Here is a 23,686-nt window from a genome sequence, read left to right as displayed (position 1 = left end):
AAAAACCAATCGCAGAGTGCTTCGGATACTGCGATGGTTGTCGGTGACAGATGCAGCGCGCGCGCGAAGGAGCGGCCCAGGCCATGGCAGACGAGTCAAAACATGAGGCCGTGTTTCTAAGTGGGAGCCTGATGCGCCACGTGACGCGCATGTCGCTGACCACCAGTATTGGCCTGATGGCTATCTTCGCCGTCGACTTCGTGGATATGGTCTTTATCTCGATGTTGGGGAACGACGCGCTGGCGGCGGCTGTAGGTTACGCCGGAACGCTGTTATTCTTTACCAACGCCATCAACATTGGCCTGTCCATTTCAGCTGGGGCGCTTGTCGCGCGCGAGCTTGGGGCTGGCAGGTCAAGGCAGGCGGGTCACTATGCCTCGAGCGTCGCTATTTTGGGGCTGATTGTCGGGGTGATCACGTCGGCTCTGGTCTTGATGAACATCAGTTTCCTATTGTCCCTTCTGGGCGCTGAAGGCGAGGTGCTTAGACTGGGCACGCGGTATGTATCGATCATCTTACCAACCATGTGGGTGATGTCGCTTGCGATGGTGTCCATGGCTGTATTGCGGGCGCATGGTGACGCGCGCCGATCTATGATGGCGACCATCTACGGTGGCGTGGTGAACGCTGTGCTGGACCCTATTTTGATCTTTGCTGTTGGACTAGGCCTGGATGGTGCCGCCATCGCGTCGGTTCTTGCGCGGATTTGTATGTTGGCGGCGGCGTTATGGCCTGCATTGCGGGTCCACCGCGGGTTCGCTCGTCCGTCCCTCAAGCAGGTCGCAACAGACCTGCGACCTGTCCGGGCGATTGCGATACCGGCCGTCCTGACCAACGTGGCCACGCCCATCGGAAACGCCATCGTGGTACGCGAGATCGCTCACTATGGCACGGATGCGGTGGCTGGAATGGCCGTCATCGGACGCCTGCTGCCCGTGGCGTTTTCCGTCATTTTTGCCCTGTCGGGCGCGATAGGGCCAATCATCGGGCAAAATTTCGGGGCCGAAAAATTCGACCGGGTCCGCGAGGCTTTCTTTGCTGGGATCAAGTTTACAGCCATCTATGTGCTTGGGATGGCCGCGATCTTGTTCCTGTTGCGCGGCCCAATCGCGGATCTGTTCGCAGCGCAGGGTGAAACCCGGATTCTGATCTATCTGTTCTGTGGCCCTTTGGCGCTTGCCGCCTTTTTCAACGGCGTCATTTTTGTCACGAATGCCAGCTTTAACAATCTTGGGTATCCCGTTTATTCCACGTGGATAAATTGGGGGCGTCACACGATTGGAACCTGGGTGTTCGCGACCATCGGATCTTATCTGGCAGGGGCGTCCGGTGTCCTTCTTGGGCAGGCTTTCGGAGGCGTCATATTCGCCGCCATAAGCTGGGTTTTGGTCGCGCGTGTCGTGTCACGATTGGAGCGGCCTACGGAAATCGAACCGTTTGCCGACCAAAAGCGAATTCTGTCTCTGTTTGGTCGTCGTGGCTGGTGACCACATGTCAATTGCCCTGATTACGGGCCTCCAACCGTTCAAGATTCACAACTGTCGACAACATCAGGCGATCATGGCTCCAATCCTCTGCCTGTTGCAGCGACGCGGCACTCAGCGCAAGAAGCGTGGCGAACGTCAACGTCAGCCCCAGGAACAAGGCCGGTAAAGGGGCCGAGACAGGTGGGGCGTCCGTCAAGGCAATAACACGCTGCTGTAGGACGCGCTTGGCTTTGCCCCCGGTGACCAAAGCCACATTCAAAACGCGCGGGCGACCCATCGTGACAGTGCGGGCACAATAATCCAGCAGGCAGGTCGTATATTCGCGGGCGTCAATGCGTTTGCGGGCGACCACTGACTGGTCGCAGGCCAATTCGCGCAACCGACCGAACTGATATTTGAGCATCATGTACGCCGGATTCCAGAACAGCAGCGGGCGCAGGATTTCGAAACCTAGCTCCCACTCAACGTCACCGGCGCGGATATGTTGAAACTCATGCGCCAAGGCGAACCGCAACTCGCGCGGGGTGTCCAGAAGGTGGCTGGGCAGTACCACATGGCGACGGCGCAATCCGCGCACCGCAAAGGGAATGGTGATGCGATCTGACAGGCGAATGTCCACCTTGGCGGACCGACGCCAAAGAAAACTGTTGGCGACGGCATTTCGGATCGCCAGCGCGTCGCGGATCGCGCGGGCAGCAAACAGGCTGGCGACAGCGGCCAGAAGTGCCAGCGTGACAGTCACAGCTGTATTATGTCCGGACAGGACGAGATCGACCCATCGTTCGCGGGTGTTGAGCAGTGCCTCGAACTGAGTTGCGGGCATTGCGATTTCGCCCCGCAAATATGCTGACACCGCGATATCGCCCAAACCAACTGCGTGGCCGGGCCATGCAAACGCGGCAAGCGCGGAAACAGCAAGGGCCAATAGCGGGCTGATCAACACGCAGATACACAAGGCTTTAAGCGTGCGAAGCTGCGCCACAAATCCGTATCGCAGGGATGTGCGGGCCAGAAGGGCGCGCGCCGCCAGCCAGATCACGGCCGAAAGCCCCAGCACGATGTTCAATTCAAGATACGCGTCGAGAACCGGTTTAACCGCTGTCATTTTGCAGTCTCCTCTCTACCAGTGCTCGAATTTCCTCAAGATCATCTTCACTCAGCCCCGCGTCATCCACCAGTCGCGCCACGAGCGTGGCGGGCGTGTCATCGAACAATGTACGGGACAGGTTTTGAAGCGATCGTGCCTGATACCTGTCTTTTTCCAGAAGGGGCCTGTAGATCAGCGTTTTGCCGTGCTTGCGACTTTCGACAAAGCCTTTTTCGTCGAGAATGCGCAGGATTGTGGCACCTGACGTATAGGCCAGATTGCGCTCTGGCGGCAGGCGGTCAAGGACATCACGAACCGAGCCTTGTCCGAGGGCCCAGAGTTCGTTCATGAACTCAAGTTCAACCTCGGTCAGCAGATTTGTCGTCTTTTTCTTACGCATCGGTTTCGGTGTCACCATTTTACTTAGTATGCCCGCTAAACAAGCATCCTTTCGCGGTTACGCAAAGCCTAAACTTTCCGGAAAACAAAAACGCCCCAACCGATTGACAGGAAAAGCGGTATCCAAACCGGCTGTCCCACAAACCCAAGCCAAGCCAGGAAGATGTAGACCGAGCCCAGCAGAGTAATGAATAACCTGTCTCCTAAGGTGGTTGTCAGGCCAAGGATTCCGCGGCGTTCGATCCCGTCCCGAAATCGGGTGACCTCTAGAATGCCAATCACGGCGATGGCGGAGAAGATGCCAACAAACACAGCCAGTGTCGCAGGTGTCCATGCCATCCAGAAATCAGGCCACAGCGGGGCCGTCCAGGAAAATCCCTTTTCTTCTTGCTGGCCAACACTGCCCCATCCGGCTGCGGCCTGCGCCACAGCAGAGGAGGGTAGGAGTAGTGGTAGGGTAAATAAAAGTTTGCGCATATTGAACCTCACACGCGTCCCATCGCGAAACCACGCGCGATGTAGTTGCGGACAAACCAAATGACGATGGCGCCGGGGATAATGGTTAGCGTGCCAGCGGCGGCCAGCAAGCCCAACTCATACCCAGCGCTGGAGGCGGTGCGGGTCATCACAGCAGCAATGGGTTTGGCCTCGACCGCCGTCAGGGTTTTCGCCAGCAGCATTTCCACCCATGAGAACATGAAGCAGAAAAAGGCCGCCACGCCGACCCCGGCCTTGATGTTGGGCAGGAAGATCGTCACGAAAAACCGCGGGAAAGAGTAGCCGTCGACATAGGCGGTTTCATCCAGTTCCTTTGGAATGCCGCGCATGAAGCCCTCCAAGATCCAAACGGCAAGCGGCACGTTGAACAATGTGTGCGCCAGAGCCACGGCCAGATAGGTGTCGAACAGACCGATCGAGGAATAGAGCTGAAAGAACGGCAGGGCAAATACCGCCGCTGGGGCCATCCGGTTGGTCAGCAGCCAGAAGAACAGCTGCTTGTCGCCCAGGAACCGATAGCGCGAGAACGCATAGGCCGCGGGAAGGGCGACACAGACCGAAAGCACCGTGTTCAGCGTCACATAGGTGATTGAGTTGATGTAGCCCCAATACCAGGTCGGATCGGTGAAGATTGTGATGTAATTCTCCAGCGTAAAGGTCTGAGGAAACAGGGAAAAGCCCGACAGAATCTCGTTCGTGGTCTTGAAGGACATCGCCACCAGCCAATAGATCGGCAGCATCAGGAACGCGATGTACAGGATCGGGATGAGGGAACGCTTTTTCATTCTGCGTCATCCTTTGTCATCAGAGTGTAGAAGAGCCACGACACAAGTAATGTGATGGCGAAATAGATCAGACTCATCGCCGCCGCAGGGCCAAGGTCGAACTGTCCCAACGCGATCTTCACCAGGTCGATCGACAACAAGGTGGTCGAGTTGCCAGGGCCACCGCCGGTCAGAACAAACGGCTCGGTATAGATGTTGAAGCTGTCCATGAACCGCAAAAGGATTGCGATGGTCAGAACTGTCTTCATCTTGGGCAGTTGGATATAGCGGAACACCGACCAAGGGCTGGCACCGTCGATCTTGGCCGCCTGGTAATAGGCGTCCGGGATCGACACGAGGCCCGCATAGCACAGCAGCACCACCAGCGACGTCCAGTGCCAGACATCCATCACAATGACGGTGATCCAGGCCGACAGAGGCTGTTGGGTCATGTCATAATTGATGCCCAGAACGTCATTTAGGAAGTATCCAAGCAGGCCGATCTTGGGCAGGGTAAATATGTTCCACATCGACCCCACCACGTTCCACGGGATCAGCATCGGCAGGGCCATCAGAACCAGACAGACCGGCACCCAAAAGCCTTTGCGCGGCATGGAAAGGGCGACGATGATGCCCAAAGGGACCTCGATGATCAGGATCATGAAGGTAAACAGGAACTGCCGTCCCAAAGCGGCTTGGAAGCGATCAGAGCGCAGGATTTGTTCAAACCAACCAAGCCCTTCCCAGAAGAACTGGTTGTTGCCAAAGGTTTCCTGCACCGAATAGTTGACCACCGTCATCATCGGCACCAGTGCGTTGAACGCGACCAGCGCCAAAACTGGCAGGACAAAGAACCAGGCTCGTTGATTTTCCGTTCTCATTGGGCTCGCTCCTCGGTCGCGATCCAGCCGTCGCGGTACACGCGCGATTGTTCGGGTTTGAATTGCAGGAACACTTGTGATCCAGGCTCGGGGACGCTGTGTTCGGTTACCGCCTTCAGGGCAATATTGCCGACCATGGCGCTGACCACATAGTGGCGGCCAATATCAGAGACCTTGGTGACGTGCGCCGGAATGCCGGTATCACCAAAGCCCACATATTCAGGGCGGATACCCAGATCTGTGCGACCTCCATCGCCTTTAGTGGGTCCCTCTAGCGCTACCTCATGCCCCTCGAAAACCGCGCGATCACCTATGGCTTCGCAGGGTAGGACGTTCATACCAGGAGAGCCGATGAAATGGCCGACAAATGTGTGCTGCGGCCGTTCGAACAGTTCGACGGGCGTGCCGATCTGCACAACTTCACCGTCCTGCATCACGACCACTTCATCTGCGAAGGTTAGCGCCTCGGTCTGGTCGTGGGTCACGTAGATCATCGTGGCTTTGACACGCTGGTGCAACTCTTTCAGCTTGGACCGCAGTTTCCATTTCAGATGCGGGTCGATCACGGTCAGAGGCTCGTCGAACATCACTGCGTTTACGTCATCTCGAACCAGACCGCGACCCATCGAGATTTTCTGTTTGTTGTCTGGGCTCAGACCCGAGGCCTTAGTGCCCAGCATATCCGTCACATCCAGCATCTCGGCGATCTCATCAACACGGCGTTTGATCGTGCTCGCATTCACGCCCCTGTTTTTTAGAGGAAATGCAAGGTTTTCGCCCACGGTCATCGTGTCGTAGATCACAGGGAATTGAAAAACCTGCGCGATGTTGCGCTGATCGGGGGGCAGGGTGGTCACATCGCGATCATCGAACAGAATCTGCCCCTCGGACGGCGTTAGCAGACCCGAGATGATGTTGAGCAGCGTGGATTTTCCACAGCCCGAGGGGCCCAGCAACGCATACGCACCGCCATCACGCCAAGTCACGTCGATTTCCTTTAGCGCATAATCCTCGCGACCTTTCGGTGAAGGCATATAGCTGTGGCGAAGGTTTGAAAGCTTGATCTGAGCCATGTCAGGCCACCCTTTGGCCGTCTTGGCCGAAATACCGGCAATGTGCCGGGTTCATGTAGAAACTGTGATCTTCGCCCACCTCATAAGGGTGCACACCAGCGGCCAAAGAAACCCATGCGTCATTGCCATGCTGGAAATGCGCGCTGGAATCCGAGCCCGACAGCTCGGTCACGATTACGCGGCCTGTCAGTTCCACATCTGCATCCGAGGTGCGGAACGGTGTCACCCGATGCGGGCGGACAGCGACCATGTAATCGCCGTCGGCGATATCGCTGACAGACCAACCGCCGCCGCCGGCCAGTTGCGCCTGTTCACCAGAGACAGTGATCTGCGCCACGTTGATTGGCGGGTCCGAGAACACCCGTGCAGCAGCGATGTTTTCTGGGTTGCGGTAGATATCAGCCGTCGGGCCAAACTGGGTTACGTTGCCGTCCTCCATCAGGGCGGTATGGCCTCCCAACAGCAGCGCCTCCTCGGGTTCTGAGGTAGCGTAGACTACCACAGCGCCGCGCCCGGCAAACAGATCCGGCAATTGCTCACGCAGTTCCTCGCGCAGTTTGTAGTCCAGGTTCGCGAGCGGTTCGTCCAGGAACACTGCGCGGCTTTCCTTGGCAATCGCACGCGCCAGCGCGGTGCGTTGTTGTTGGCCACCCGACAGTTCATGCGGGCGGCGGAGCAACATCGGGCGCAGTTGCAGCAGGTCGGCGGCCTCTTCGACTCGACCTTCAACTTCGCTTTGCGCCATGCCTGCCACGCGAAGCGGCGAGGCGATGTTGTCGAAAACACTCATATGCGGGTAATTCACAAAGAACTGGTGCACGAGGCTGATTTTGCGTTTCTGTGTGTTCAGCCTCGTTACGTCCTGTCCATCCATCAGGACCTTACCCGAGGCGATCGGGTCAAGCCCGGCCATCATTTTGATCAAAGAGGTCTTGCCTGAGCCGGTGGCCCCCAGCAGCACGTTGAAGTGACCGGTGTGCAAAGTCAGGGACGTGGGTTTGATATGGATGACGTTGCCGACCCGTTTGGTCGCGTCTTGTAATTCGATCATGTCTGTGGGTTCCGATCCCGCAGCGCCAAGCGCTGTTTTAGTCTTGGATGGGGATGCCTGAGACGGCATCCCCTGTTTTTGCGGCTTACTGGGACTGCCAGCGCTGCACCAGTTCGTCATAGTTGACGGTCTGGCCTTGCGGCTTTTCGTTCTCCAGCTTGGCCTTGGGCGAGCCTGCTTTTTCCAGCCAGAAGGACGCATCCTGCGGCTCGTTCAGGCGGGGGCCGCAGCCACCGTAGACACCGGCACTTTCATCCGCGGCTTGCATACGGGCCATGGTGATGTCCATCTCTTCAGCCAGACGGTCCATCGCCTCTTGCGGGGTGAACGCGCCCGAGTTCACGTCACCGATCTGCTGCCACCAGATCTGGGCCAGCTTCGGATAGTCCGGCACGTTGATGCCGGTCGGCGACCATGCCACACGATCAGGCGAGCGGTAGAACTCGACCAGACCACCCAGTTTGGGTGCGCGCTCGGTGAACGACTCGTGGTTGACCGAGCTGTCGCGGATGAAGGTCAGACCCACATGGGACTTCTTCACATCGACAGTTTTGGACGTCACGAACTGAGCGTAGAGCCAAGCCGCCTGCGCACGATCCGCAGGGGTCGATTTCAGGAAGGTCCAGGAACCCACGTCCTGATACCCAACCTTTTGGCCTTCTTCCCAATAAGGGCCGTGCGGGCTGGGCGCCATTCGCCACAGCGGCGTGCCTTCGTCATCCACGGTGTTGTTGCCTTCGGACTTCGGCTTCACCATGTCGGCGGTAAAGGCGGTGTACCAGAAGATCTGCTGGGCTACGTTGCCCTGGCTCAGCGCAGGCAGAGACTGGTAAAAGTCATAAGACGCCGCACCCGGAGGAGCGTAGTTCCGCAGCCATTCGTCCCACTTACGGATCGCATAGACCGCAGCCGGGCCGTTAGCGGCACCGCCGCGCGATACCGAAGCACCGACCGGGTTACAGGTGCCAGCTTCCATACGGATGCCCCATTCGTCGACCGGGATACCGTTGGGTTCGCCCACATCGCCAGCACCAGCCATCGACAGCCAGGCGTCGGTCATACGCCAGCCCAGGTCAGGCGCGCGCTTGCCGTAATCCATGTGGCCATAGATCGTGGTGCCGTCGACTTCTTTCACGTCGTTGGTGAAGAAATCGGCGATGTCTTCGTAAGCAGACCAGTTGACTGGAACACCCAGATCATAGCCGTACTTTTCCTTGAAGGCGGCTTTGTTGGCCTCATCATCGAACCAGTCCTTGCGGAACCAGTAGAGGTTGGCGAACTGCTGGTCGGGCAGTTGATACAGCTTGCCGTCCGGGCCGGTGGTGAACTGAATGCCCATGAAGTCATCCAGATCCAGCGTCGGCGAAGTCGACGCCGCCCAGTCACCACCCATCATGTCGGTCAGCGGATAGGCCAGTTGAAGACGCGAGTGCGTGCCGATCAAGTCGCTGTCATTGACATAGCCATCATACAGGTTCCGACCTGTCTGAAGCTGAGTCTGAACAGCCTGAACCACTTCGCCCTCACCGAGGATCTGGTGATTGACCTTGATACCCGTGATTTCCTCGAACGCTTTGGTCAGAACCTCGGATTCGTAGGAGTGGGTTGGAATGCCTTCGGACAGAACGTTGATTTCCATGCCATTGTAAGGCTGAGCAGCTTCGATGAACCATTGCATTTCCGCCATCTGTTCGTCTTTCGACAGTGTCGATGGCTGGAATTCGTCGTCGATCCAGCGCTGTGCTGCGGCTTCGTCGGCCCAAACAGGACCATGCCCCGCAATGACGGCAGCCGCCGCCACTGCGGAAAGTAGATGTCTCCGCATCTGTTTCCTCCCAAAAAATTATGGTTACCCGGCGCAGACCGGATGACGAACAACATCAGCGATTTTCTGCCTGCGTGTCAAACTAAAAATTTAGTAAATGAAATCTCACTGGTTTTCGCTAGCCAAATTCAGCGTCATTTCCCGTCAGGTTTGGGTGTCTGGGCATCCCTGAACAAGGCGCGTTACACGTTTGGTAAGCGGTTTGATTTAAAGAGTTCTTCGGATTTAGGGTGGAATGGTAGCCCGTAGGGGAATCGAACCCCTCTTTCCAGGTTGAAAACCTGGCGTCCTAACCGATAGACGAACGGGCCACATTGGCAAACCAGCAAGACGGTTGATCAACCATCAATAAGACGCTGGAAAATATATAAAAATACAAGCTGGTAGCCCGTAGGGGAATCGAACCCCTCTTTCCAGGTTGAAAACCTGGCGTCCTAACCGATAGACGAACGGGCCACGCTGGCTTGTGGTGGGCCTTTTACGGTTTCACTCGGACCCCCGCAAGCCGAAAAGTGCAGGGATGTGAAAGTTTTTTGGCATGCAGCACGAGGCCTGAAACAAGGGTTAACTGGCCTCTGCCGCGTCCTCGAGACGCAGCTGTACATTTTGCCGACCGCCCCATGAATTGATCTCGAGCCGACCCGCAAAATGGAACCGCGCACCGCCGTGATTTGACAGCCGTTGTCCGATCGGCCCATCAAACGCACCAAAGGCTATCGCATCAAGCCCACTGCTCATGCCGTCAGACAAGGACAGTTTCAAATGAGACTCGCCCACGCGCTTGGCAAATCGCACCTGAAGATCAGGCAGAACGTAGCGGGGCGCCGGGGCGCTGGCTCCGAAAGGGCCAGCCTTTTCAATCTGTTCGATCAAATCAACCGTCGCTGAATCGGGCATCAGGGTACCGTCCAGCTTCAAATCCGCTAGTCCCCCTTGTCCAGCGCCTTGCTTGGCCAACAGCACGCTCAGTCGTTCCATGGCCGGTTCCAACTGGTCACGCTTTACTGTCAGACCCGCCGCCATTTTGTGGCCACCGCCTTTCACCAGTAACCCTTCGGCGGCCAACCTTTGGATCGACGCGCCGAGATCGACACCCGAGACGGATCGACCCGAGCCTTTGCCCTCATCCCCATCAAGTCCGATGACGATGGCGGGGCGGTTTGCGGTTTCTTTCAGGCGTGAGGCAACGATCCCAACGACGCCGGGATGCCAGCCTTCACCGGCGGCCCAGACAAGCGGCGCATCCAGCCCACGATCTTCGGCTTGTTCCAGCGCGGCGGCTCGCACCGCGTTTTCGATATCCCGGCGTTCAGAGTTCAATTCGTCCAAACGCTCGGCCAGGGCTTCAGCCTCGCTCATGGACTCGGTGCTTAGCAGCCGTGCGCCAAGTTCGGCCTGACCAATTCGTCCGCCGGCGTTCACCCTCGGCCCCAGAAGAAAGCCTAAGTGATAACTGTTTGGGGCGGAATCCATTCTTGCCACATCTGACAGAGCCATCAGCCCCGGTCGTTTGCGCGCGGCCATCACCTTCAGCCCCTGCCGCACCAGTGCTCGATTGGCACCGATCAAAGGCGCGACATCCGCGACAGTCGCAAGCGCCACGAGATCAAGCAGAGAGATCAAATCAGGGCCTTTGGTCCCGGCCTCACGCATCTGACGGCCAGCTTCGACAAGCATTAAGAAGACCACGCCTGCCGCGCAAAGATATCCCAGATCGCCGCTTTCATCCTGACGGTTAGGGTTCACTACCGCCACGCAGTCGGGCAGGGTTTCTCCCCCAAGATGGTGATCCAGAACGATGACATCGGCTCCTTTGACCGCGGCGATCGGCTCGTGACTCAGCGTGCCGCAGTCCACGCAAATGATCAGGTCATGCGACTTTGCCAGCGCTTGCATAGCCGGTACATTCGGACCATAGCCTTCGTCGATCCGGTCGGGCACATAAAGGGTCGCCTGCATGCCCATCTGGCGCAACCAAACCAATAACAAGGCGGCGGAACTGCCACCGTCCACGTCGTAATCCGCAAAAACTGCGATGCTTTGCTTTTGGTGAGCAGCATGCAGAAACCGGGCTGCCGCAATCTCCATGTCTTTCAGATTGCGCGGGTCAGGCAGGAGTTCTTTCAGCTTGGGCTCCAGAAAGCTTTGTGCTTCCATTGGCGGCACCCCGCGCTGGGCAAGCACCTGACAGACCGCACGCGGCAGGTCGGCCTGTTGCGCCAGCATATCCGTCGCCCGCTCAACCTCGGGCGTGGGCCCAATCCAGCGCCGACCGGATAATGACTGTTCAACTCCAAGAAAGCCCATCGCTACCCCCTATACGATAAGGCCGGGACCTTACGGGCCCGGCCTTTTCATCTTTTTACAAATACTCTCGCCGAAGGCAGTGGCGCAAGCCACTATGCGTCAGTGTGTGACCACATTGGCGTGCGGTAAGACATGCGGCGCACCGATCCGGTCTTAGAACGCATAAGCAGCGTTGTGGTTTCAACCCAGCCGGGCTCGCGCTTGATACGTGGCAGCAGCGACCCACCGGTGACGCCGGTCGCGGCAAAGATCACGTCAGCGGTCACCATTTCATCCCGCGTATACACGCGGTTTAGATCGGTGATGCCAGCCTTGGCTGCACGGCCACGTTCGTCATCGTTGCGAAACAGCAGACGGCCAAAAATCTGCCCGCCCATACATTTCAGAGCCGCCGCGGCCAACACGCCTTCGGGCGCGCCACCCTGGCCCATATACATATCGATTCCGGTTTCTTCGCTTTCGGCGCAATGCATCACACCGGCAACGTCGCCGTCCGTGATCAACCGGATAGCAGCGCCTGTCTCGCGCACTTCGGCGATCATCGCTTCGTGGCGCGGGCGTTCCAGAATGCAGACCGTGATGTCTGCAGGCGCGCAGTTTTTGGCTTTGGCCAGCGCTTCGACCCGCTCGCGCGGGCTCATGTCCAGATTGACAACGCCGTCCGGATAGCCCGGACCGACGGCCAGTTTGTCCATGTAAACATCGGGCGCGTGCAGCATGGAACCGCGCGGCCCCATGGCAATCACGGTCAGCGCGTTGGGCATATCCTTTGCGGTGAGAGTGGTGCCTTCAAGCGGATCCAACGCGATATCGACGCCAGGACCGTTTCCGGTTCCAACCTCTTCGCCAATATACAGCATCGGCGCTTCGTCCCGTTCTCCTTCACCGATGACGACGACACCCGCAATATCCAGCAGGTTCAACTGCTCACGCATCGCGTTCACGGCGGCCTGATCCGCAGCTTTTTCGTCACCGCGCCCGACCAGAGAGGCTGAGGCAAGCGCAGCCTGCTCTGCGACCCGCGCAAGGCCCAGAGACAGCAAGCGGTCGTTGAAATCAATTTTGGCAGCGGTCATGCGATGTAATCCTTTGGTCAGCAAAGACGTTATGTCTGGCATAGCCTGCAGATGGCGCAGGCTGCAAGGGGTCAGACCTGTTCGATCCGAAGTGCAACGGGTTCGCCCGACACCACATCGGTCGCGTGCAGGCCTTCAAGCGCGTGATCCAGTGTGGTTCGGGTGGTTTTGTGTGTCACAATCAATACCGGGGCGGTATTTTCGGAATGTGCGTATTGGCGCATTCGGTCAATCGACACGCCCGCATCGCCCAGAATCGCGGCAACCTTGGCCAGCGCCCCGGGCTTGTCCAGCAACGCGAGGCGCAGGTAGTAAGGGGCCGGTAGGCCGGTACGCGCAGGCGTCGCCTCTTCCAGTGACGCAGCAGGGCGCCCGAATGTTGGAATCTGCAAGCCACGTGCCAGATCACACACATCACCCATCACAGCGCTTGCGGTCGGGCCTTCGCCAGCGCCAGGGCCGCGTAGAACCACCTGCTCGACCGCGTCGCCTTCGATCACGACCATGTTCGTACCGCCTTCAAGCTGCCCAAGGGGCGAGTCGCTGGGCACCAGACACGGTTGCATCCGTTGTTCCAGGCCACGCGCTGTGCGCTGCGCAACCCCCAACAGCTTGATCCGATAACCCATATCAGCCGCCTGATGGATGTCATCCAAGCTGATCTGCTGGATGCCTTCGATCTCAATCCCGTCAAAATTGGGTTTTGTGCCAAAGGCGATCGACGACAAAAGTGCCAGCTTATGCGCAGCGTCAATACCGCCCACATCAAGGTTGGGATCCGCTTCGAGATACCCCAGCTGCGCGCATTCGTCGAACAGCGCGTTATAGCCCAGTTCCTGCGCTTGCATCCGGGTCAGAATGTAATTGCACGTGCCGTTCATAACGCCCATGACGCGGGTGATGTCGTTTCCGGCCAACCCTTCGGTCAGCGCCTTGATTACGGGGATACCACCGGCCACCGCCGCTTCGAACCGGATAACGCGACCTGAAGCTTCGGCCTTTTCCGCCAGATCCTGACCGTGGATCGCCAGCAAAGCCTTGTTTGCGGTTACCACATCCTTGCCGCTTGACAACGCTGCTTCGACCGATGCTTTGGCGGGGCCGTTTTCGCCCCCCATCAATTCGACGAACACGTCGATATCATCGCGGTTTGCCAAAGCAACTGGGTCGGTTTCCCATGCATATTCGGACAAGCTGACACCGCGATCTTTGTTCGGGTCCCGCGCGGAAACGGCCACAATCTCAATCGGGCGGCCCGTGCGGGCGTGCAGCAGCGCTGCTTGGCGTCGGACGATCCTGACGACACCCACGCCGACCGTTCCCAAGCCCGCAATTCCTAGCCGCAGCGCCTGTGTCATTCCGTGGGTTCCTTTCCGCTCGAATTTCTCTGAATTCGGACGCGTTGTCCGTTCAGCGCTGCCTTAGCCGGTTCGGCGCAAGGGTTCAATCCGTCACCGGTCGGTTGAGGCTTCGAAACCCTGATCTTTAATTGGTTTGTGCATTTTGCAGCGCTTGGGCCTTTTTTGCCAACGCTTCGCTGCGGGCTGTCAAATCCTGTTCAACCTCAGCGGCTTCGCTGACCGGGTCAGCGGGGGTTTCAATAATCTCCTGCAACGGAATAAGGCGCGGATAGGCGGCAGATTTCAAAGATTTCGGTTCGCTGCCGTCAAGCTCGGGTATGTCGGCGCATCCGGCGCAGACCAGCAGTAAGGCCAGAAGAGGCAGGGATTTCATGGTGAACCCTTTCAAAGTCCATCGTCCAACTGTGATGCACGTTTTGTAGGGTTGGTTCAAGCGGGGTTCTATTTGAACATGTGTTCAGATACGGTCACCGAATGGCACGCACCCAAGGTTCACATTCCGACATAACAGGCCCGCGAATTCGCGAAGCCGCTATCAGGCTTTTTGCGCGTCACGGCTATGCTGCGGTCTCAATGCGCCAGATTGCGAAGGACGTAGGTGTGCAGGCAGGTGCCCTGTACAATTACACACCCGACAAACAGAGCCTGTTGTATCGGTTGATGCGCGATCACATGCGGGAATTGCTGGCGGCCTATGACGCATTGGGGCAGGGCGGTGATGCACAGGATGCGTTGCGCCGTTTTGTCGGGTTTCACATACGTTTTCATCTTGAACGCCCAGACGAAGTTTTTATCGCCTACATGGAGCTTCGCAATCTAACTCCGGACAATTTTGCCGAGATCGAGGATTTGCGCCGGAAGTACGAAAACGAGCTTGAAGGCATTCTGCACCAAGGGCAGCAATCCGGGCTGTTTTCGATTGCAGATACCAAGATCGCCACTTTGGCGGTGATCGCCATGCTGAACGGCGTGATGACCTGGTACCGATCCGGTGGACGATTGTCGCTGGACGAGGTCGAGCAAGCCTATTGGGATATGGTGCGACGGTCAGTGACGGCCTGATCCACTTTGGATCAAGCCGTTGTTTCGTCAGTGTGCTGGCCGAATAAAAGATCCATTGCGCAGTTCCCGAAACGCTTGTTCCAGTTCCGCTTGGGTATTCATGACGATTGGGCCGTGCCAGGCGACCGGCTCATCAATCGGAGCGCCAGAGATCAACAAAAAGCGCGTGCCCTCCGGGCCGGCCTGAACGGTAATCTCATCCCCGGTGCCAAAGCGGACTAGCGTTCTGTCTCCTGACATGTCGCGGATGTTGACCTCTTGCCCGGCAACCTCTTTTTCCAACAAAACCCCAGAGGGCTGAGAGGCATCGGCAAAGGCGGCCTGACCCTGGAACACATATGCGAAGGCGCGGCGATAGGTATCGATGCGAAAGGTTTTCTTGACGCCCGCCGGGATGTGAATGTCCAGGTATTGAGGATCCGCGGCGATACCATCGACCGGCCCGGTTTTCCCCCAGAACTCTCCCACTATCACCCGCACGGTTGTTCCATCGTCGTCCGTGATCTCGGGGATGTCCTTGCCTTGCACATCCTGATACCTTGGCGCCGTCATTTTCTGATCCGAGGGCAGGTTGCCCCATAGCTGAAATCCATGCATCTGGCCGGAGGTGTTTCCGTGGGGCATTTCCTGATGCAGAATGCCCGACCCGGCTGTCATCCATTGCACATCTCCAGCGCCCAGCGTGCCGCTGTTGCCCAGCGAATCTGAATGCTCGACCGTGCCGGACAATACATAGGTAATCGTCTCGATACCCCGGTGTGGATGCCAGGGAAAACCAGCTTGGTAGTCTTGTGGCCGTTCATTGCGGAAGTCATCAAATAGAAGAAATGGATCAAGTTCCGACGGATCCTGAAACCCAAATGCGCGATGTAGTTTTACGCCAGCTCCCTCCATCGTGGGTACGGCGCGTCGGGTTTCCAATGTGGGTCGTAAGGACATGTCGGCCTCCTATTTGTTTGACCTGCACTTATTCTCTTTGTCATCACGGTCAATTTGCGGAGACACACCATGCCTGTGCAAAATTGTCAGGGTTTATGGGGCCTGTTGTTCACGAAAAAAAGCAGTTAGGTGAAGGCCAGGCAAACAGGAGGCATCAATGCAAGACGAAGTGCTGGCGACGGTCCAGGCGTCATCGCCCAGACGATGGGCTGGGGTCGGAATGCTGACCACTGTTGGTGCCTTGGTGATTTACGTCGCACTTGCCTCACCGCCCGAACTGGTTTGGCAGGTCTTTCTTTTGGGCGTTGGTGCCGCCACGCTGTGGTTGGCGCTTCGTATGTGGCAGTCGACGCTTGATCGCATCGAACTGACGCGTTCGGAATTGCGCACCGCCACCGGGTGTGTAATTGCCGAGGTTGCCGATATTGAATCCGTTGATCGTGGTGTTTTTGCCTTCAAACCGTCAAACGGATTTCTGGTTCGCACTCGAACCAAGGGCCCAAACACGTGGGCTCCGGGCTTGTGGTGGCGGATGGGTCATCGCATTGGCGTGGGCGGTGTTACAGCCGCCTCAGAAGCCAAGTTCATGTCAGAAATGCTGACTGCGATGCTGGTCGAGCGGGCAGGGGGCTAGCAGCCCGCAGGTGCCTCAGCGATTTGGTGATATCCGCGCGGCTGGGTGAAGATGAATTTTTCAATCGAAAACTCGTTGTCGCCAAAACCAATCTTGAACGGACGCGTGTAGTGGTCTGTGGTTTCCACCAAGATCATTGTCGCGTTGTCAGCCATAACCGGAATACGATCTTTGTAGTCCAGAACGGTCGCATCGGTTAGTTCTTCGTAGTTTTCTCCGCGCTCACACGACCACAAGACATAGTGACGTTCATCGGGCTGATCCCACCTTACAAACGAAACGCGCATTGAAACCGCCGACCGATCTGCAATCATGAACTTTTGCAGATCATACATCGTGGTTATATACTGGGCATTCACTTCGTTTTTCTCGCGGGAAAGGATATCCGCGATGGCATAGGCCGCCTTCAGGTTTCGCGCACTCTGACGATAGCCGTCAAAATACGTGTACGACGTCCACATGGACCAGAAGAGCAACGGAAAAACCATAATGGCCTCAATGCTCACAACGCCGTCTTGCTTTCGGAAAAATCGACCGAAAAACCCTGAAGAAGATGTGAAAGGTATGCGCTTAAGCCGGTTCATGGACAAACACCGTTGTTGCATGCAGTTCATACTGGCCATCGGGATCCCGGGCCGCCAGTTTCCCAAGCGTAGTGCCATTGAAAAGCGGATAGATTTCGATGCAGGCTCGGATGATCATCAACTCATTAGAGCTTCCTGGAGTGAATATCTGATCGTCTTTGCCCCGCACGTCTTCCGGGGTATCGACACAAAATGGATTGGCGTTCAACACAGGATTGTTGGATCGGGGATCAATCGACTTCATCTCCAGAGCCAGATTGTCGTTGCAATCCGGAAGCGCCCCAGCTTTGTCGCAAATGATCTGCTTGAGAAGCGTGTGCGTCCAAATCGCGCCGTCACTCGCGTCATACTTCGCGATGTGGTTCATCCGAACATCCTGGATCGTTTCATCAAGCGCGCGCTCCAGGTTCGCATGGTTATAGGCGACAATGCCCAACTCGACGCCTGAGTAGGTGGTCATCATGAAAATCGGGAACCACATTATGAATTCAATGGTTGCCATGCCTTCTTCGTCGCGACGAAACAGGCGTAACTTTTTGGTCAAGCGTTTCATCATTGGGTCAGCCTCAGGTTGCGGATGCTTGAACCGATCGACGCAAAGACATCCGGAAGGTTGCCCACGGTCGCTTCATAGTAGGCGCCATCATCACTTTTGCACGTCTTAAGGATTGCCTTGCCAGCGCTCGGTGCTTCCAGAGCAATCGTAAAGATCACGACCTTCTTCACGTCCCTCGCGTAGGCGCACATGGCGGTAACGCGCGGGTCTTTGGTCGAGCGCCCGCTTGAGGATACGGCATCGTAGTACCAGTTGTATGCGAAGGTCGAACCATAATAATCGCGGAAATCTTCATAGATTTGGTATCGGGTGGTGCTTTCCCAAAGGCTCGGCCACGTGAGGTGCTCGGATGGCGTAACCGGTGGCGTCATGTCAGCATATTTAACAAGGCGGGACGTACTATAGTCGAATGCGCTGCAAATCCCGTCGGTAAATGAAAGGCAGCGGTACTGAATGAAACCTCGTTCGTAGCCGTCGGTTGACACTTCAGCATCTGCTTCTTCGATAACAGTCATAGTGCTCGGATCAACAAAAGTGCTGCCATACCCTGCGGGTTGAAGTTGATCGCGCGCCCAATAGAAGTTGAGATCACTATCCCACTCCCAAATATCAACATTGGGCCAGTAGTACCGGGCGTTATTTCCAGTGTAGATTTTACCATCTACAAGTTGGGCGTATGAAACATACTCGCCATCCACGCCTTCGTCGTCATTCCACCAGATACCGGACTTACCAGCACGGTGAGGATCATTTACCCAGTACTGCGAGGTGTTGGCGCCATCTGTCATAAGAACCATGACTTTCATGGTGTCGCCGCTTGCAACGTTAGAAGGGCGTGTCGCGAACTCGGCAGGTACATCGCCTTTTGCAGCGAGCGAGGCGACGACGGGTCTAAAGCTTTCGTCCAGCAGGGTAAGCCCCCACTTGACACCCAAGTCGATAGAAGTGTTTCCGCCAGCTTGGAAATCAGCAATCTTCTGCTTTAGAATGTTGGCGTCTTTTTGGTGAACCATAACCTCACGATTCGTATCACTCTCGCAAATTTCACTATAAACAAGAGTGTTGTCGGGACGCCGGTCATAGTCGCCCCAATGGGTGAAATGCAACGTCCGTTCGCGGATCAAGTTCCGATCAAAACTGCTTGTCGAAAACTCAGTGTCCTCGAAGTTTATGCAGTTTGCATGAGGGTTTGTGCCTGTCGTGGGCAATTCGGCCATCAGCGTGTCTGGCAAAGACACTTGCGTGGCGTAAGGGACGATCGAGATAGACAGCTTGCCGTCTTCGGTTTTGTCGACCATCTCTTGCACGAAATTCTGAGCTGCCAATTTGAGTGTGGTCAGGCGGTTGTTGCTGTTCATCGATCCGGACACGTCGAGAACCATTGAAATCTCAACGTTACCAATAGCTTCTTCCGCGACGCTGACCACCGAGGTTGCGATCGAGTCAACTTCCCACCACTGCATGAAGTGCATCTTCACGTCCATTTTGGCGCTTGCTTCAACACGACGGTAGCCTTGGACGGTGACGGCCTGCGAGCCGCAGAGGTCCGGAGTAACGATTGGTTCTCCGACCAGATAGTCAGCCAGCCCCTCCTTCTCGAGATAATCTCTTATCACAACCGCGGGGCAAAGATCCTGTTCGAGGTCGGCGGCTGCCAGAACGGCCCGGTCGAGAGAATACTGAAGTCTGGCGCGCTCATGATCGAAGCGCATGATATCGACGGCAAATCCGCCTACAGTGAAGATGATCATGATCAGAAAAAGAACCAGGATAGTCATAAGACCTTCTTCGGATTTCACGAAGGAGTCCGATATGGGCCGACAGCTGTCCGCTTGCTTAGTTTTTGTCAATTTTAACTTACAAACGAAATTTTTCATAACTTGTCCCTCTACCGGTCAGGCGCACTGATCCCAGTTCTTGGCAAGTTTAACTATTTAGACTTTGATCGTGGCAAGATTTGGGCAGTGTCGCCACTATGGTGCTATTATTGAATGAAAATTGGCCGTAGTTCTTGGTGGAGGATTGGGTTTGTTTCGCCTCCGGGAACAATGCCCGTCGGGCGAGTAAAAAACGACTCAGGGATGATTTTGGTAAGACCTCGTTCATAAAATGATTAAAAAATGTACATTTGAAGATTGCAGCATTTGTTCAGTGGTGCGACAAAACGTCATGACATTTGTCAGTTACCGGCACGGAGGATTTTATGACCGGCACTAAAGAACCTAGCTTTCGTGAAAGTGTTGATCTGATGTTCAACAGGGCGGCGTCCCTGATGGATTTGCCGCCTGGGCTGGAACAAAAAATCCGAGTCTGCAACGCCACTTACACTGTTCGTTTTGGTGTCCGCCTGCGCGGTGAGATCCACACGTTCACTGGTTATCGATCTGTCCACTCTGAACATATGGAGCCGGTCAAGGGCGGTATTCGCTATGCAATGGCCGTGAACCAGGACGAAGTTGAAGCGCTTGCTGCGTTGATGACTTATAAATGCGCTTTGGTTGAAACTCCGTTCGGGGGGTCGAAAGGTGGGCTCTGCATTGACCCCCGGCAATACGAAGAACACGAATTGGAGCAGATCACCCGGCGCTTTGCCTATGAACTCGCGAAGCGTGACCTGATCAACCCGTCGCAAAACGTCCCAGCTCCAGACATGGGTACGGGTGAGCGTGAAATGGCCTGGATGGCAGACCAATACGCACGGATGAACACGACCGATATCAATGCCCGTGCTTGCGTAACGGGCAAGCCATTGAATGCAGGTGGCATCGCAGGGCGGGTCGAGGCAACCGGGCGTGGAGTCCAATATGCGCTGCGCGAGTTCTTCCGTCACCCGGAAGATATCGCCAAGGCTGGCCTGTCCGGTAAGCTGGATGGCAAGCGCATTGTCGTTCAGGGTCTTGGCAACGTGGGGTATCACGCCGCCAAATTCCTGAGTGAAGAAGACGGCGCGATCATCGTTGGCATCATCGAATGGGATGGCGCGCTGTATAATCCCGAAGGCATTGATGTCGAAGCGGTGCGGCAGTGGATCGTCAAACATGGTGGCGTCAGTGACTACCCGGATGCGACGCATTCCGCCGAGGGAGCCGCAGTGTTGGAGGAAGAGTGCGACATCTTGATCCCAGCTGCTTTGGAGGGCGTGATCAACCTGGATAACGCGGATCGCATAAAGGCACCTCTGATCATTGAGGCAGCGAACGGCCCGGTGACGGCGGGTGCTGATGAAGTGCTTCGGAAAAAAGGCACGGTTATCATTCCGGATATGTATGCCAATGCCGGCGGTGTGACCGTGTCGTACTTTGAATGGGTCAAAAACCTTAGCCATATCCGGTTTGGCCGCATGCAGCGCCGTCAGGAAGAAGCTCGGCATGAACTGATCGTCAGTGAATTGGAGCGGTTGGACCGCTACCTTGGAGATGCCTGGACAATGTCACCAAACTTCAAGTCGAAGTACCTAAAAGGTGCTGATGAGCTTGAACTGGTCCGCTCTGGCCTGGATGACACCATGCGCATTGCATACCAGTCGATGCGCGAAGTTTGGCATAGCCGTGACGACGTTGAGGATCTGCGAACTGCAGCGTATATCGTGGCGATTGATCGGGTCTCAAGCAGCTACCGCGCCAAAGGGCTTTGAGCTTTTAAGTTGGGCATTCCCGCTATGCTGGATTGCCCAACCTTTGCCGTCTCGTAAAAAGGACGATGGAAGGCCACGCCTTGCCCGGGTAAGCTGTGCCAAGAAACGATTCCGGGAGATCCCAATGTTGCGTATTGCCATCGCTGCCGCCGTGCTGGCCACCCCTCTGGCTGCCGCCGAGACTAAGGAACAAAGCTGCCAGTATCAGGCTGACGTGGTCGCCGCAGTTCAGCAAGCACGGCTGGACAGAGTCAAAGAACGCGACGTGCCAAAGGCGGTTTCTGATACGGAGCCGACATGGCCCGAGAGCTACAATGCCGCTGTTCCGTTGATCACGCCCTGGGTCTACGAACAAAAGATGCGCGATGTGCGCAAAAAAGATCTGGGTGCGGCTTGGTTGGAGTTGTGTCTGCAGCAGTAATCCACAACGACGTCATTTCTTTGTGGACAACCGCGCGTCATCCCCTTGGCGCGCGTTTCCGTTTCTGTCAGGTTTGACCCATGTCACTGCCCCCTGGATTTCTGGATGAATTGCGCACCCGGCTCAGCCTGTCTCAGGTCGTTGGGCGCAAAGTCATGTGGGATGCGCGGAAATCGAACCAGGGCAAAGGTGACATGTGGGCGCCTTGCCCGTTTCACCAAGAAAAGACCGCGTCGTTCCATGTTGATGACCAAAAGGGCTTCTATTACTGCTTCGGATGCCACGCCAAAGGGGATGCGATCAGCTTTGTGAAAGAGACCGAGAATGTCTCGTTCATCGAAGCCGTAGAGATTTTGACGCGCGAGGCTGGCATGCCGATGCCTGCTCGTGACCCCAAAGCACAGGAAAAACAAGACCGCCGAACGCAGCTTGCCGAAGTGATGGAGCAGGCGGTGCAGTTTTTCCGGCTTCAACTGAAAACTGGAGCAGGGGCGGATGCGCGGGACTATCTGTCGCGCCGGGGTCTGGATGCGGAGGCGTTGGATCGCTGGGAAATCGGATTCGCGCCGGATGGCTGGCAAGGTCTGTGGGATCATCTGCGCGGCAAGAATGTCGACGAGGACCTGATCCTTGGGGCAGGGCTGGCCAAGCCTTCGAACAAGGGGAAGAAACCCTATGACACTTTCCGAAACCGTATCATGTACCCGATCCGCGATGCGCGTGGTCGGTGCATTGCCTTTGGCGGTCGGGCAATGGACCCAAATGACAATGCGAAATACCTGAACTCGCCTGAAACCGAATTGTTCGACAAGGGGCGTAGCCTATACAATCAGGGACCAGCCCGGCAGGCGGCAGGCAAAGGGCAGCCGCTGATTGTGGCCGAAGGGTATATGGACGTCATCGCGCTGGCCGAGGCTGGCTTTGGCGCGTCAGTCGCGCCTTTGGGAACCGCAATAACCGAGCATCAGCTACAATTGCTTTGGCGGATTTCAGACGAGCCGATTATTGCGCTGGATGGTGATACGGCGGGTCTGCGCGCCGCGATGCGCGCCGTCGATCTTGCTCTGCCTTTGATTGAGGCCGGGAAATCGCTGCGCTTTGCGCTAATGCCGGAAGGCAAGGATCCGGACGATCTGCTGCGCGCTGAGGGTTCGAAGGCCGTCCAAACAGTGCTGGACAGTGCCGTTCCAATGGTCAAGCTTTTGTGGCAGCGAGAGACTGAAGACAGGGTCTTTGACAGCCCTGAACGCAAGGCAGCTTTGGACAAGGCTCTGCGTGACAAAATCAAGCTGATCCGCGACCCATCAATCCGATCCCATTATGGGCAGGAAATTAAAGACCTGCGTTGGCAATTGTTCCGGCCCCAACGGCAGTCGCACAACAAACCGTGGCAGCCGCGCGGGAAGTGGACACCGCCGAAACAACCCGCCACGCCTGGGGCCCGTGCGTCTTTCCTGGCGTCTTCTGAGAATGCGGATATTCAGATGCGGGAGGCAGCCATTTTGGCAATCTCTATCCTGAACCCGCAGGTCGTGGTGCAATTTGAACATCAGCTTGAGGACATGGATTGCCATGATCCTGATCATGCGGCCCTGCGCCAGGCCATCTTGCGGCATGCGATCGATGACCCGAAAAACCTTGAGGACCAAATCGTCGAAACTTTGGGGGCCGAAGCCCTTGAAAACTTGCTGAGCCTTCGCCATGTGGCAGTCATCCCCTGTGTGTTCAAACCAGGCGACGTTGAAAAGGCCGAGATGACTCTGGCCGAAGAACTCGCGAAAATCAAAGCGCTCCGGGGGTTGGATGCCGAGATTGCCGAAGCCGAAGAGGAACTGTCCGATCTGGCAGACGAAGCGTTGACCTATCGGTTGGCTCAGGCCGCCGAAGAGCGCAACCGAGCAAGCCGTAGCCAGAACGAAGACAAGGCCGTTTTCGACATCGCGGATAACGGTGCGCGAATCAACCGCGACGAGAAAGACGCGTTCAAGGCGATCACATCAGGTATCAATTTCGAGCGGAAACGTCGTTAAAGTGATGTTTTCGTAAG

General features: G+C 56.5%; 22 protein-coding genes and 2 tRNA genes. 6 read left to right on the top strand and 18 right to left on the bottom strand.

Translation table 11 applies throughout. From position 1 onward, the window contains the following. The first annotated feature begins 83 nt into the window (after positions 1-83). Complete coding sequence (locus Q1B21_RS01835) at positions 84-1,487, top strand: MATE family efflux transporter (protein WP_299885193.1); 1,404 nt, start codon at positions 84-86, stop codon at positions 1,485-1,487. Positions 1,488-1,494: 7 nt separating this feature from the next. On the opposite strand, the gene Q1B21_RS01830 is transcribed toward Q1B21_RS01835, so the two are convergent. The 14 genes from Q1B21_RS01830 to Q1B21_RS01765 form a co-directional block, all read right to left on the bottom strand. Continuing rightward, the gene (locus Q1B21_RS01830; RefSeq protein WP_299885191.1) at positions 1,495-2,592 is read right to left on the bottom strand and encodes a M56 family metallopeptidase; all 1,098 of its coding nucleotides are present in this window, start codon (positions 2,590-2,592) and stop codon (positions 1,495-1,497) included. Further along, positions 2,579-2,974 carry a BlaI/MecI/CopY family transcriptional regulator gene (locus Q1B21_RS01825; protein WP_298932743.1) on the bottom strand — a complete coding sequence of 132 codons (396 nt, stop codon included), beginning with the start codon at positions 2,972-2,974 and terminating at the stop codon, positions 2,579-2,581. Before Q1B21_RS01825 ends, Q1B21_RS01830 begins: the two co-directional genes overlap by 14 nt. A 68-nt stretch (positions 2,975-3,042) precedes the next feature. After that, a complete protein-coding gene (locus tag Q1B21_RS01820) occupies positions 3,043-3,450 on the bottom strand; it encodes a DUF2160 domain-containing protein (protein WP_298932741.1) in 408 nt (135 codons plus the stop codon). Positions 3,451-3,458: 8 nt separating this feature from the next. Next, positions 3,459-4,256: a carbohydrate ABC transporter permease gene (locus Q1B21_RS01815; protein ID WP_170346512.1), complete on the bottom strand. Its 798-nt coding sequence runs from the start codon at positions 4,254-4,256 to the stop codon at positions 3,459-3,461. Continuing rightward, positions 4,253-5,116, bottom strand: a complete 864-nt coding sequence (locus Q1B21_RS01810) for a carbohydrate ABC transporter permease (RefSeq protein ID WP_085821869.1) — start codon at positions 5,114-5,116, stop codon at positions 4,253-4,255. The genes Q1B21_RS01815 and Q1B21_RS01810 overlap by 4 nt, the downstream gene beginning before the upstream one ends. Continuing rightward, positions 5,113-6,189, bottom strand: a complete 1,077-nt coding sequence (locus Q1B21_RS01805; RefSeq protein ID WP_299078127.1) for an ABC transporter ATP-binding protein — start codon at positions 6,187-6,189, stop codon at positions 5,113-5,115. Before Q1B21_RS01805 ends, Q1B21_RS01810 begins: the two co-directional genes overlap by 4 nt. Before the next feature lies 1 nt (position 6,190). Then, positions 6,191-7,240, bottom strand: a complete 1,050-nt coding sequence (locus Q1B21_RS01800; protein WP_299078130.1) for an ABC transporter ATP-binding protein — start codon at positions 7,238-7,240, stop codon at positions 6,191-6,193. An 85-nt stretch (positions 7,241-7,325) separates the two neighbouring features. Further along, entirely contained in the window at positions 7,326-9,065 is a 1,740-nt protein-coding gene (locus Q1B21_RS01795; RefSeq protein ID WP_298932728.1) for an ABC transporter substrate-binding protein, read from the bottom strand. Positions 9,066-9,301: 236 nt separating this feature from the next. Beyond that, positions 9,302-9,376 (bottom strand) — tRNA-Glu (locus Q1B21_RS01790). Positions 9,377-9,446: 70 nt separating this feature from the next. Continuing rightward, positions 9,447-9,521, bottom strand: a tRNA-Glu gene (locus Q1B21_RS01785). Between the two features lie 108 nt (positions 9,522-9,629). Next, positions 9,630-11,372 carry a single-stranded-DNA-specific exonuclease RecJ gene (gene recJ / locus Q1B21_RS01780; protein ID WP_299885187.1) on the bottom strand — a complete coding sequence of 581 codons (1,743 nt, stop codon included), beginning with the start codon at positions 11,370-11,372 and terminating at the stop codon, positions 9,630-9,632. 92 nt (positions 11,373-11,464) lie between these two features. Further along, complete coding sequence (glpX, locus tag Q1B21_RS01775; protein ID WP_299078135.1) at positions 11,465-12,448, bottom strand: class II fructose-bisphosphatase; 984 nt, start codon at positions 12,446-12,448, stop codon at positions 11,465-11,467. Between the two features lie 71 nt (positions 12,449-12,519). Beyond that, the gene (locus tag Q1B21_RS01770) at positions 12,520-13,806 is read right to left on the bottom strand and encodes a homoserine dehydrogenase (RefSeq protein WP_299885185.1); all 1,287 of its coding nucleotides are present in this window, start codon (positions 13,804-13,806) and stop codon (positions 12,520-12,522) included. Between the two features lie 127 nt (positions 13,807-13,933). Next, positions 13,934-14,182, bottom strand: a complete 249-nt coding sequence (locus Q1B21_RS01765; RefSeq protein WP_299885184.1) for a hypothetical protein — start codon at positions 14,180-14,182, stop codon at positions 13,934-13,936. Between the two features lie 101 nt (positions 14,183-14,283). On the opposite strand from Q1B21_RS01765, the gene Q1B21_RS01760 reads away from it, so the two are divergent. Then, the gene (locus Q1B21_RS01760) at positions 14,284-14,871 is read left to right on the top strand and encodes a TetR/AcrR family transcriptional regulator (protein ID WP_299885183.1); all 588 of its coding nucleotides are present in this window, start codon (positions 14,284-14,286) and stop codon (positions 14,869-14,871) included. A gap of 27 nt (positions 14,872-14,898) precedes the next feature. Here the strand turns inward: Q1B21_RS01760 and Q1B21_RS01755 are convergent, their stop codons facing one another. Then, positions 14,899-15,810 carry a pirin family protein gene (locus tag Q1B21_RS01755; RefSeq protein WP_299885182.1) on the bottom strand — a complete coding sequence of 304 codons (912 nt, stop codon included), beginning with the start codon at positions 15,808-15,810 and terminating at the stop codon, positions 14,899-14,901. A gap of 157 nt (positions 15,811-15,967) precedes the next feature. Here Q1B21_RS01755 and Q1B21_RS01750 point away from each other — a divergent pair, with 157 nt between their 5' ends. Then, positions 15,968-16,444 carry a hypothetical protein gene (locus Q1B21_RS01750; RefSeq protein ID WP_299885180.1) on the top strand — a complete coding sequence of 159 codons (477 nt, stop codon included), beginning with the start codon at positions 15,968-15,970 and terminating at the stop codon, positions 16,442-16,444. Here the strand turns inward: Q1B21_RS01750 and Q1B21_RS01745 are convergent. The 3 genes from Q1B21_RS01745 to Q1B21_RS01735 all read right to left on the bottom strand — a co-directional run bounded on the left by Q1B21_RS01745 (position 16,441) and on the right by Q1B21_RS01735 (position 19,383). Beyond that, positions 16,441-16,932 carry a hypothetical protein gene (locus Q1B21_RS01745; RefSeq protein WP_299885178.1) on the bottom strand — a complete coding sequence of 164 codons (492 nt, stop codon included), beginning with the start codon at positions 16,930-16,932 and terminating at the stop codon, positions 16,441-16,443. The two genes, Q1B21_RS01750 and Q1B21_RS01745, sit on opposite strands and share 4 nt — an antisense overlap. An 82-nt stretch (positions 16,933-17,014) precedes the next feature. Next, a complete protein-coding gene (locus Q1B21_RS01740) occupies positions 17,015-17,584 on the bottom strand; it encodes a TadE/TadG family type IV pilus assembly protein (protein WP_299885176.1) in 570 nt (189 codons plus the stop codon). Beyond that, positions 17,581-19,383, bottom strand: coding sequence for a pilus assembly protein TadG-related protein (locus tag Q1B21_RS01735; protein WP_299885173.1), 1,803 nt, complete (start codon positions 19,381-19,383; stop codon positions 17,581-17,583). The genes Q1B21_RS01740 and Q1B21_RS01735 overlap by 4 nt, the downstream gene beginning before the upstream one ends. A 404-nt stretch (positions 19,384-19,787) precedes the next feature. Here Q1B21_RS01735 and Q1B21_RS01730 point away from each other — a divergent pair, with 404 nt between their 5' ends. The 3 genes from Q1B21_RS01730 (at position 19,788) to dnaG (ending at position 23,669) form a co-directional block, all read left to right on the top strand. After that, positions 19,788-21,218 (top strand): Glu/Leu/Phe/Val dehydrogenase, encoded by a 1,431-nt coding sequence (locus Q1B21_RS01730; protein ID WP_299078152.1) that lies wholly within the window; start codon positions 19,788-19,790, stop codon positions 21,216-21,218. Between the two features lie 124 nt (positions 21,219-21,342). Next, entirely contained in the window at positions 21,343-21,639 is a 297-nt protein-coding gene (locus Q1B21_RS01725; protein ID WP_299885169.1) for a hypothetical protein, read from the top strand. A gap of 80 nt (positions 21,640-21,719) precedes the next feature. Then, on the top strand, positions 21,720-23,669 hold the full coding sequence (dnaG, locus tag Q1B21_RS01720) for a DNA primase (RefSeq protein ID WP_299885166.1): 1,950 nt from the start codon (positions 21,720-21,722) through the stop codon (positions 23,667-23,669). The last annotated feature ends 17 nt before the right edge of the window (positions 23,670-23,686 follow it).

Origin of the sequence: uncultured Ruegeria sp. (assembly GCF_947504215.1) — a bacterium.
Classification (GTDB): domain Bacteria; phylum Pseudomonadota; class Alphaproteobacteria; order Rhodobacterales; family Rhodobacteraceae; genus Ruegeria.
The sequence above is the reverse complement of the archived record's forward strand: the minus strand, read 5'-3'. Positions and strand labels throughout refer to the sequence as shown.

Bases quoted from the DNA above. Each gene is read 5' to 3' on its own strand.
- Q1B21_RS01740 (WP_299885176.1), bottom strand. From the start codon at position 17,584: ATGATGAAACGCTTGACCAAAAAGTTACGCCTGTTTCGTCGCGACGAA.
- dnaG (WP_299885166.1), top strand. From the start codon at position 21,720: ATGTCACTGCCCCCTGGATTTCTGGATGAATTGCGCACCCGGCTCAGC.
- Q1B21_RS01730 (WP_299078152.1), top strand. From the start codon at position 19,788: ATGACCGGCACTAAAGAACCTAGCTTTCGTGAAAGTGTTGATCTGATG.
- glpX (WP_299078135.1), bottom strand. From the start codon at position 12,448: ATGACCGCTGCCAAAATTGATTTCAACGACCGCTTGCTGTCTCTGGGC.
- Q1B21_RS01765 (WP_299885184.1), bottom strand. From the start codon at position 14,182: ATGAAATCCCTGCCTCTTCTGGCCTTACTGCTGGTCTGCGCCGGATGC.
- Q1B21_RS01825 (WP_298932743.1), bottom strand. From the start codon at position 2,974: ATGCGTAAGAAAAAGACGACAAATCTGCTGACCGAGGTTGAACTTGAG.
- Q1B21_RS01795 (WP_298932728.1), bottom strand. From the start codon at position 9,065: ATGCGGAGACATCTACTTTCCGCAGTGGCGGCGGCTGCCGTCATTGCG.
- Q1B21_RS01725 (WP_299885169.1), top strand. From the start codon at position 21,343: ATGTTGCGTATTGCCATCGCTGCCGCCGTGCTGGCCACCCCTCTGGCT.
- recJ (WP_299885187.1), bottom strand. From the start codon at position 11,372: ATGGGCTTTCTTGGAGTTGAACAGTCATTATCCGGTCGGCGCTGGATT.
- Q1B21_RS01770 (WP_299885185.1), bottom strand. From the start codon at position 13,806: ATGACACAGGCGCTGCGGCTAGGAATTGCGGGCTTGGGAACGGTCGGC.
- Q1B21_RS01830 (WP_299885191.1), bottom strand. From the start codon at position 2,592: ATGACAGCGGTTAAACCGGTTCTCGACGCGTATCTTGAATTGAACATC.
- Q1B21_RS01745 (WP_299885178.1), bottom strand. From the start codon at position 16,932: ATGGTTTTTCCGTTGCTCTTCTGGTCCATGTGGACGTCGTACACGTAT.
- Q1B21_RS01815 (WP_170346512.1), bottom strand. From the start codon at position 4,256: ATGAAAAAGCGTTCCCTCATCCCGATCCTGTACATCGCGTTCCTGATG.
- Q1B21_RS01810 (WP_085821869.1), bottom strand. From the start codon at position 5,116: ATGAGAACGGAAAATCAACGAGCCTGGTTCTTTGTCCTGCCAGTTTTG.
- Q1B21_RS01800 (WP_299078130.1), bottom strand. From the start codon at position 7,240: ATGATCGAATTACAAGACGCGACCAAACGGGTCGGCAACGTCATCCAT.
- Q1B21_RS01755 (WP_299885182.1), bottom strand. From the start codon at position 15,810: ATGTCCTTACGACCCACATTGGAAACCCGACGCGCCGTACCCACGATG.
- Q1B21_RS01820 (WP_298932741.1), bottom strand. From the start codon at position 3,450: ATGCGCAAACTTTTATTTACCCTACCACTACTCCTACCCTCCTCTGCT.
- Q1B21_RS01835 (WP_299885193.1), top strand. From the start codon at position 84: ATGGCAGACGAGTCAAAACATGAGGCCGTGTTTCTAAGTGGGAGCCTG.
- Q1B21_RS01750 (WP_299885180.1), top strand. From the start codon at position 15,968: ATGCAAGACGAAGTGCTGGCGACGGTCCAGGCGTCATCGCCCAGACGA.
- Q1B21_RS01760 (WP_299885183.1), top strand. From the start codon at position 14,284: ATGGCACGCACCCAAGGTTCACATTCCGACATAACAGGCCCGCGAATT.
- Q1B21_RS01805 (WP_299078127.1), bottom strand. From the start codon at position 6,189: ATGGCTCAGATCAAGCTTTCAAACCTTCGCCACAGCTATATGCCTTCA.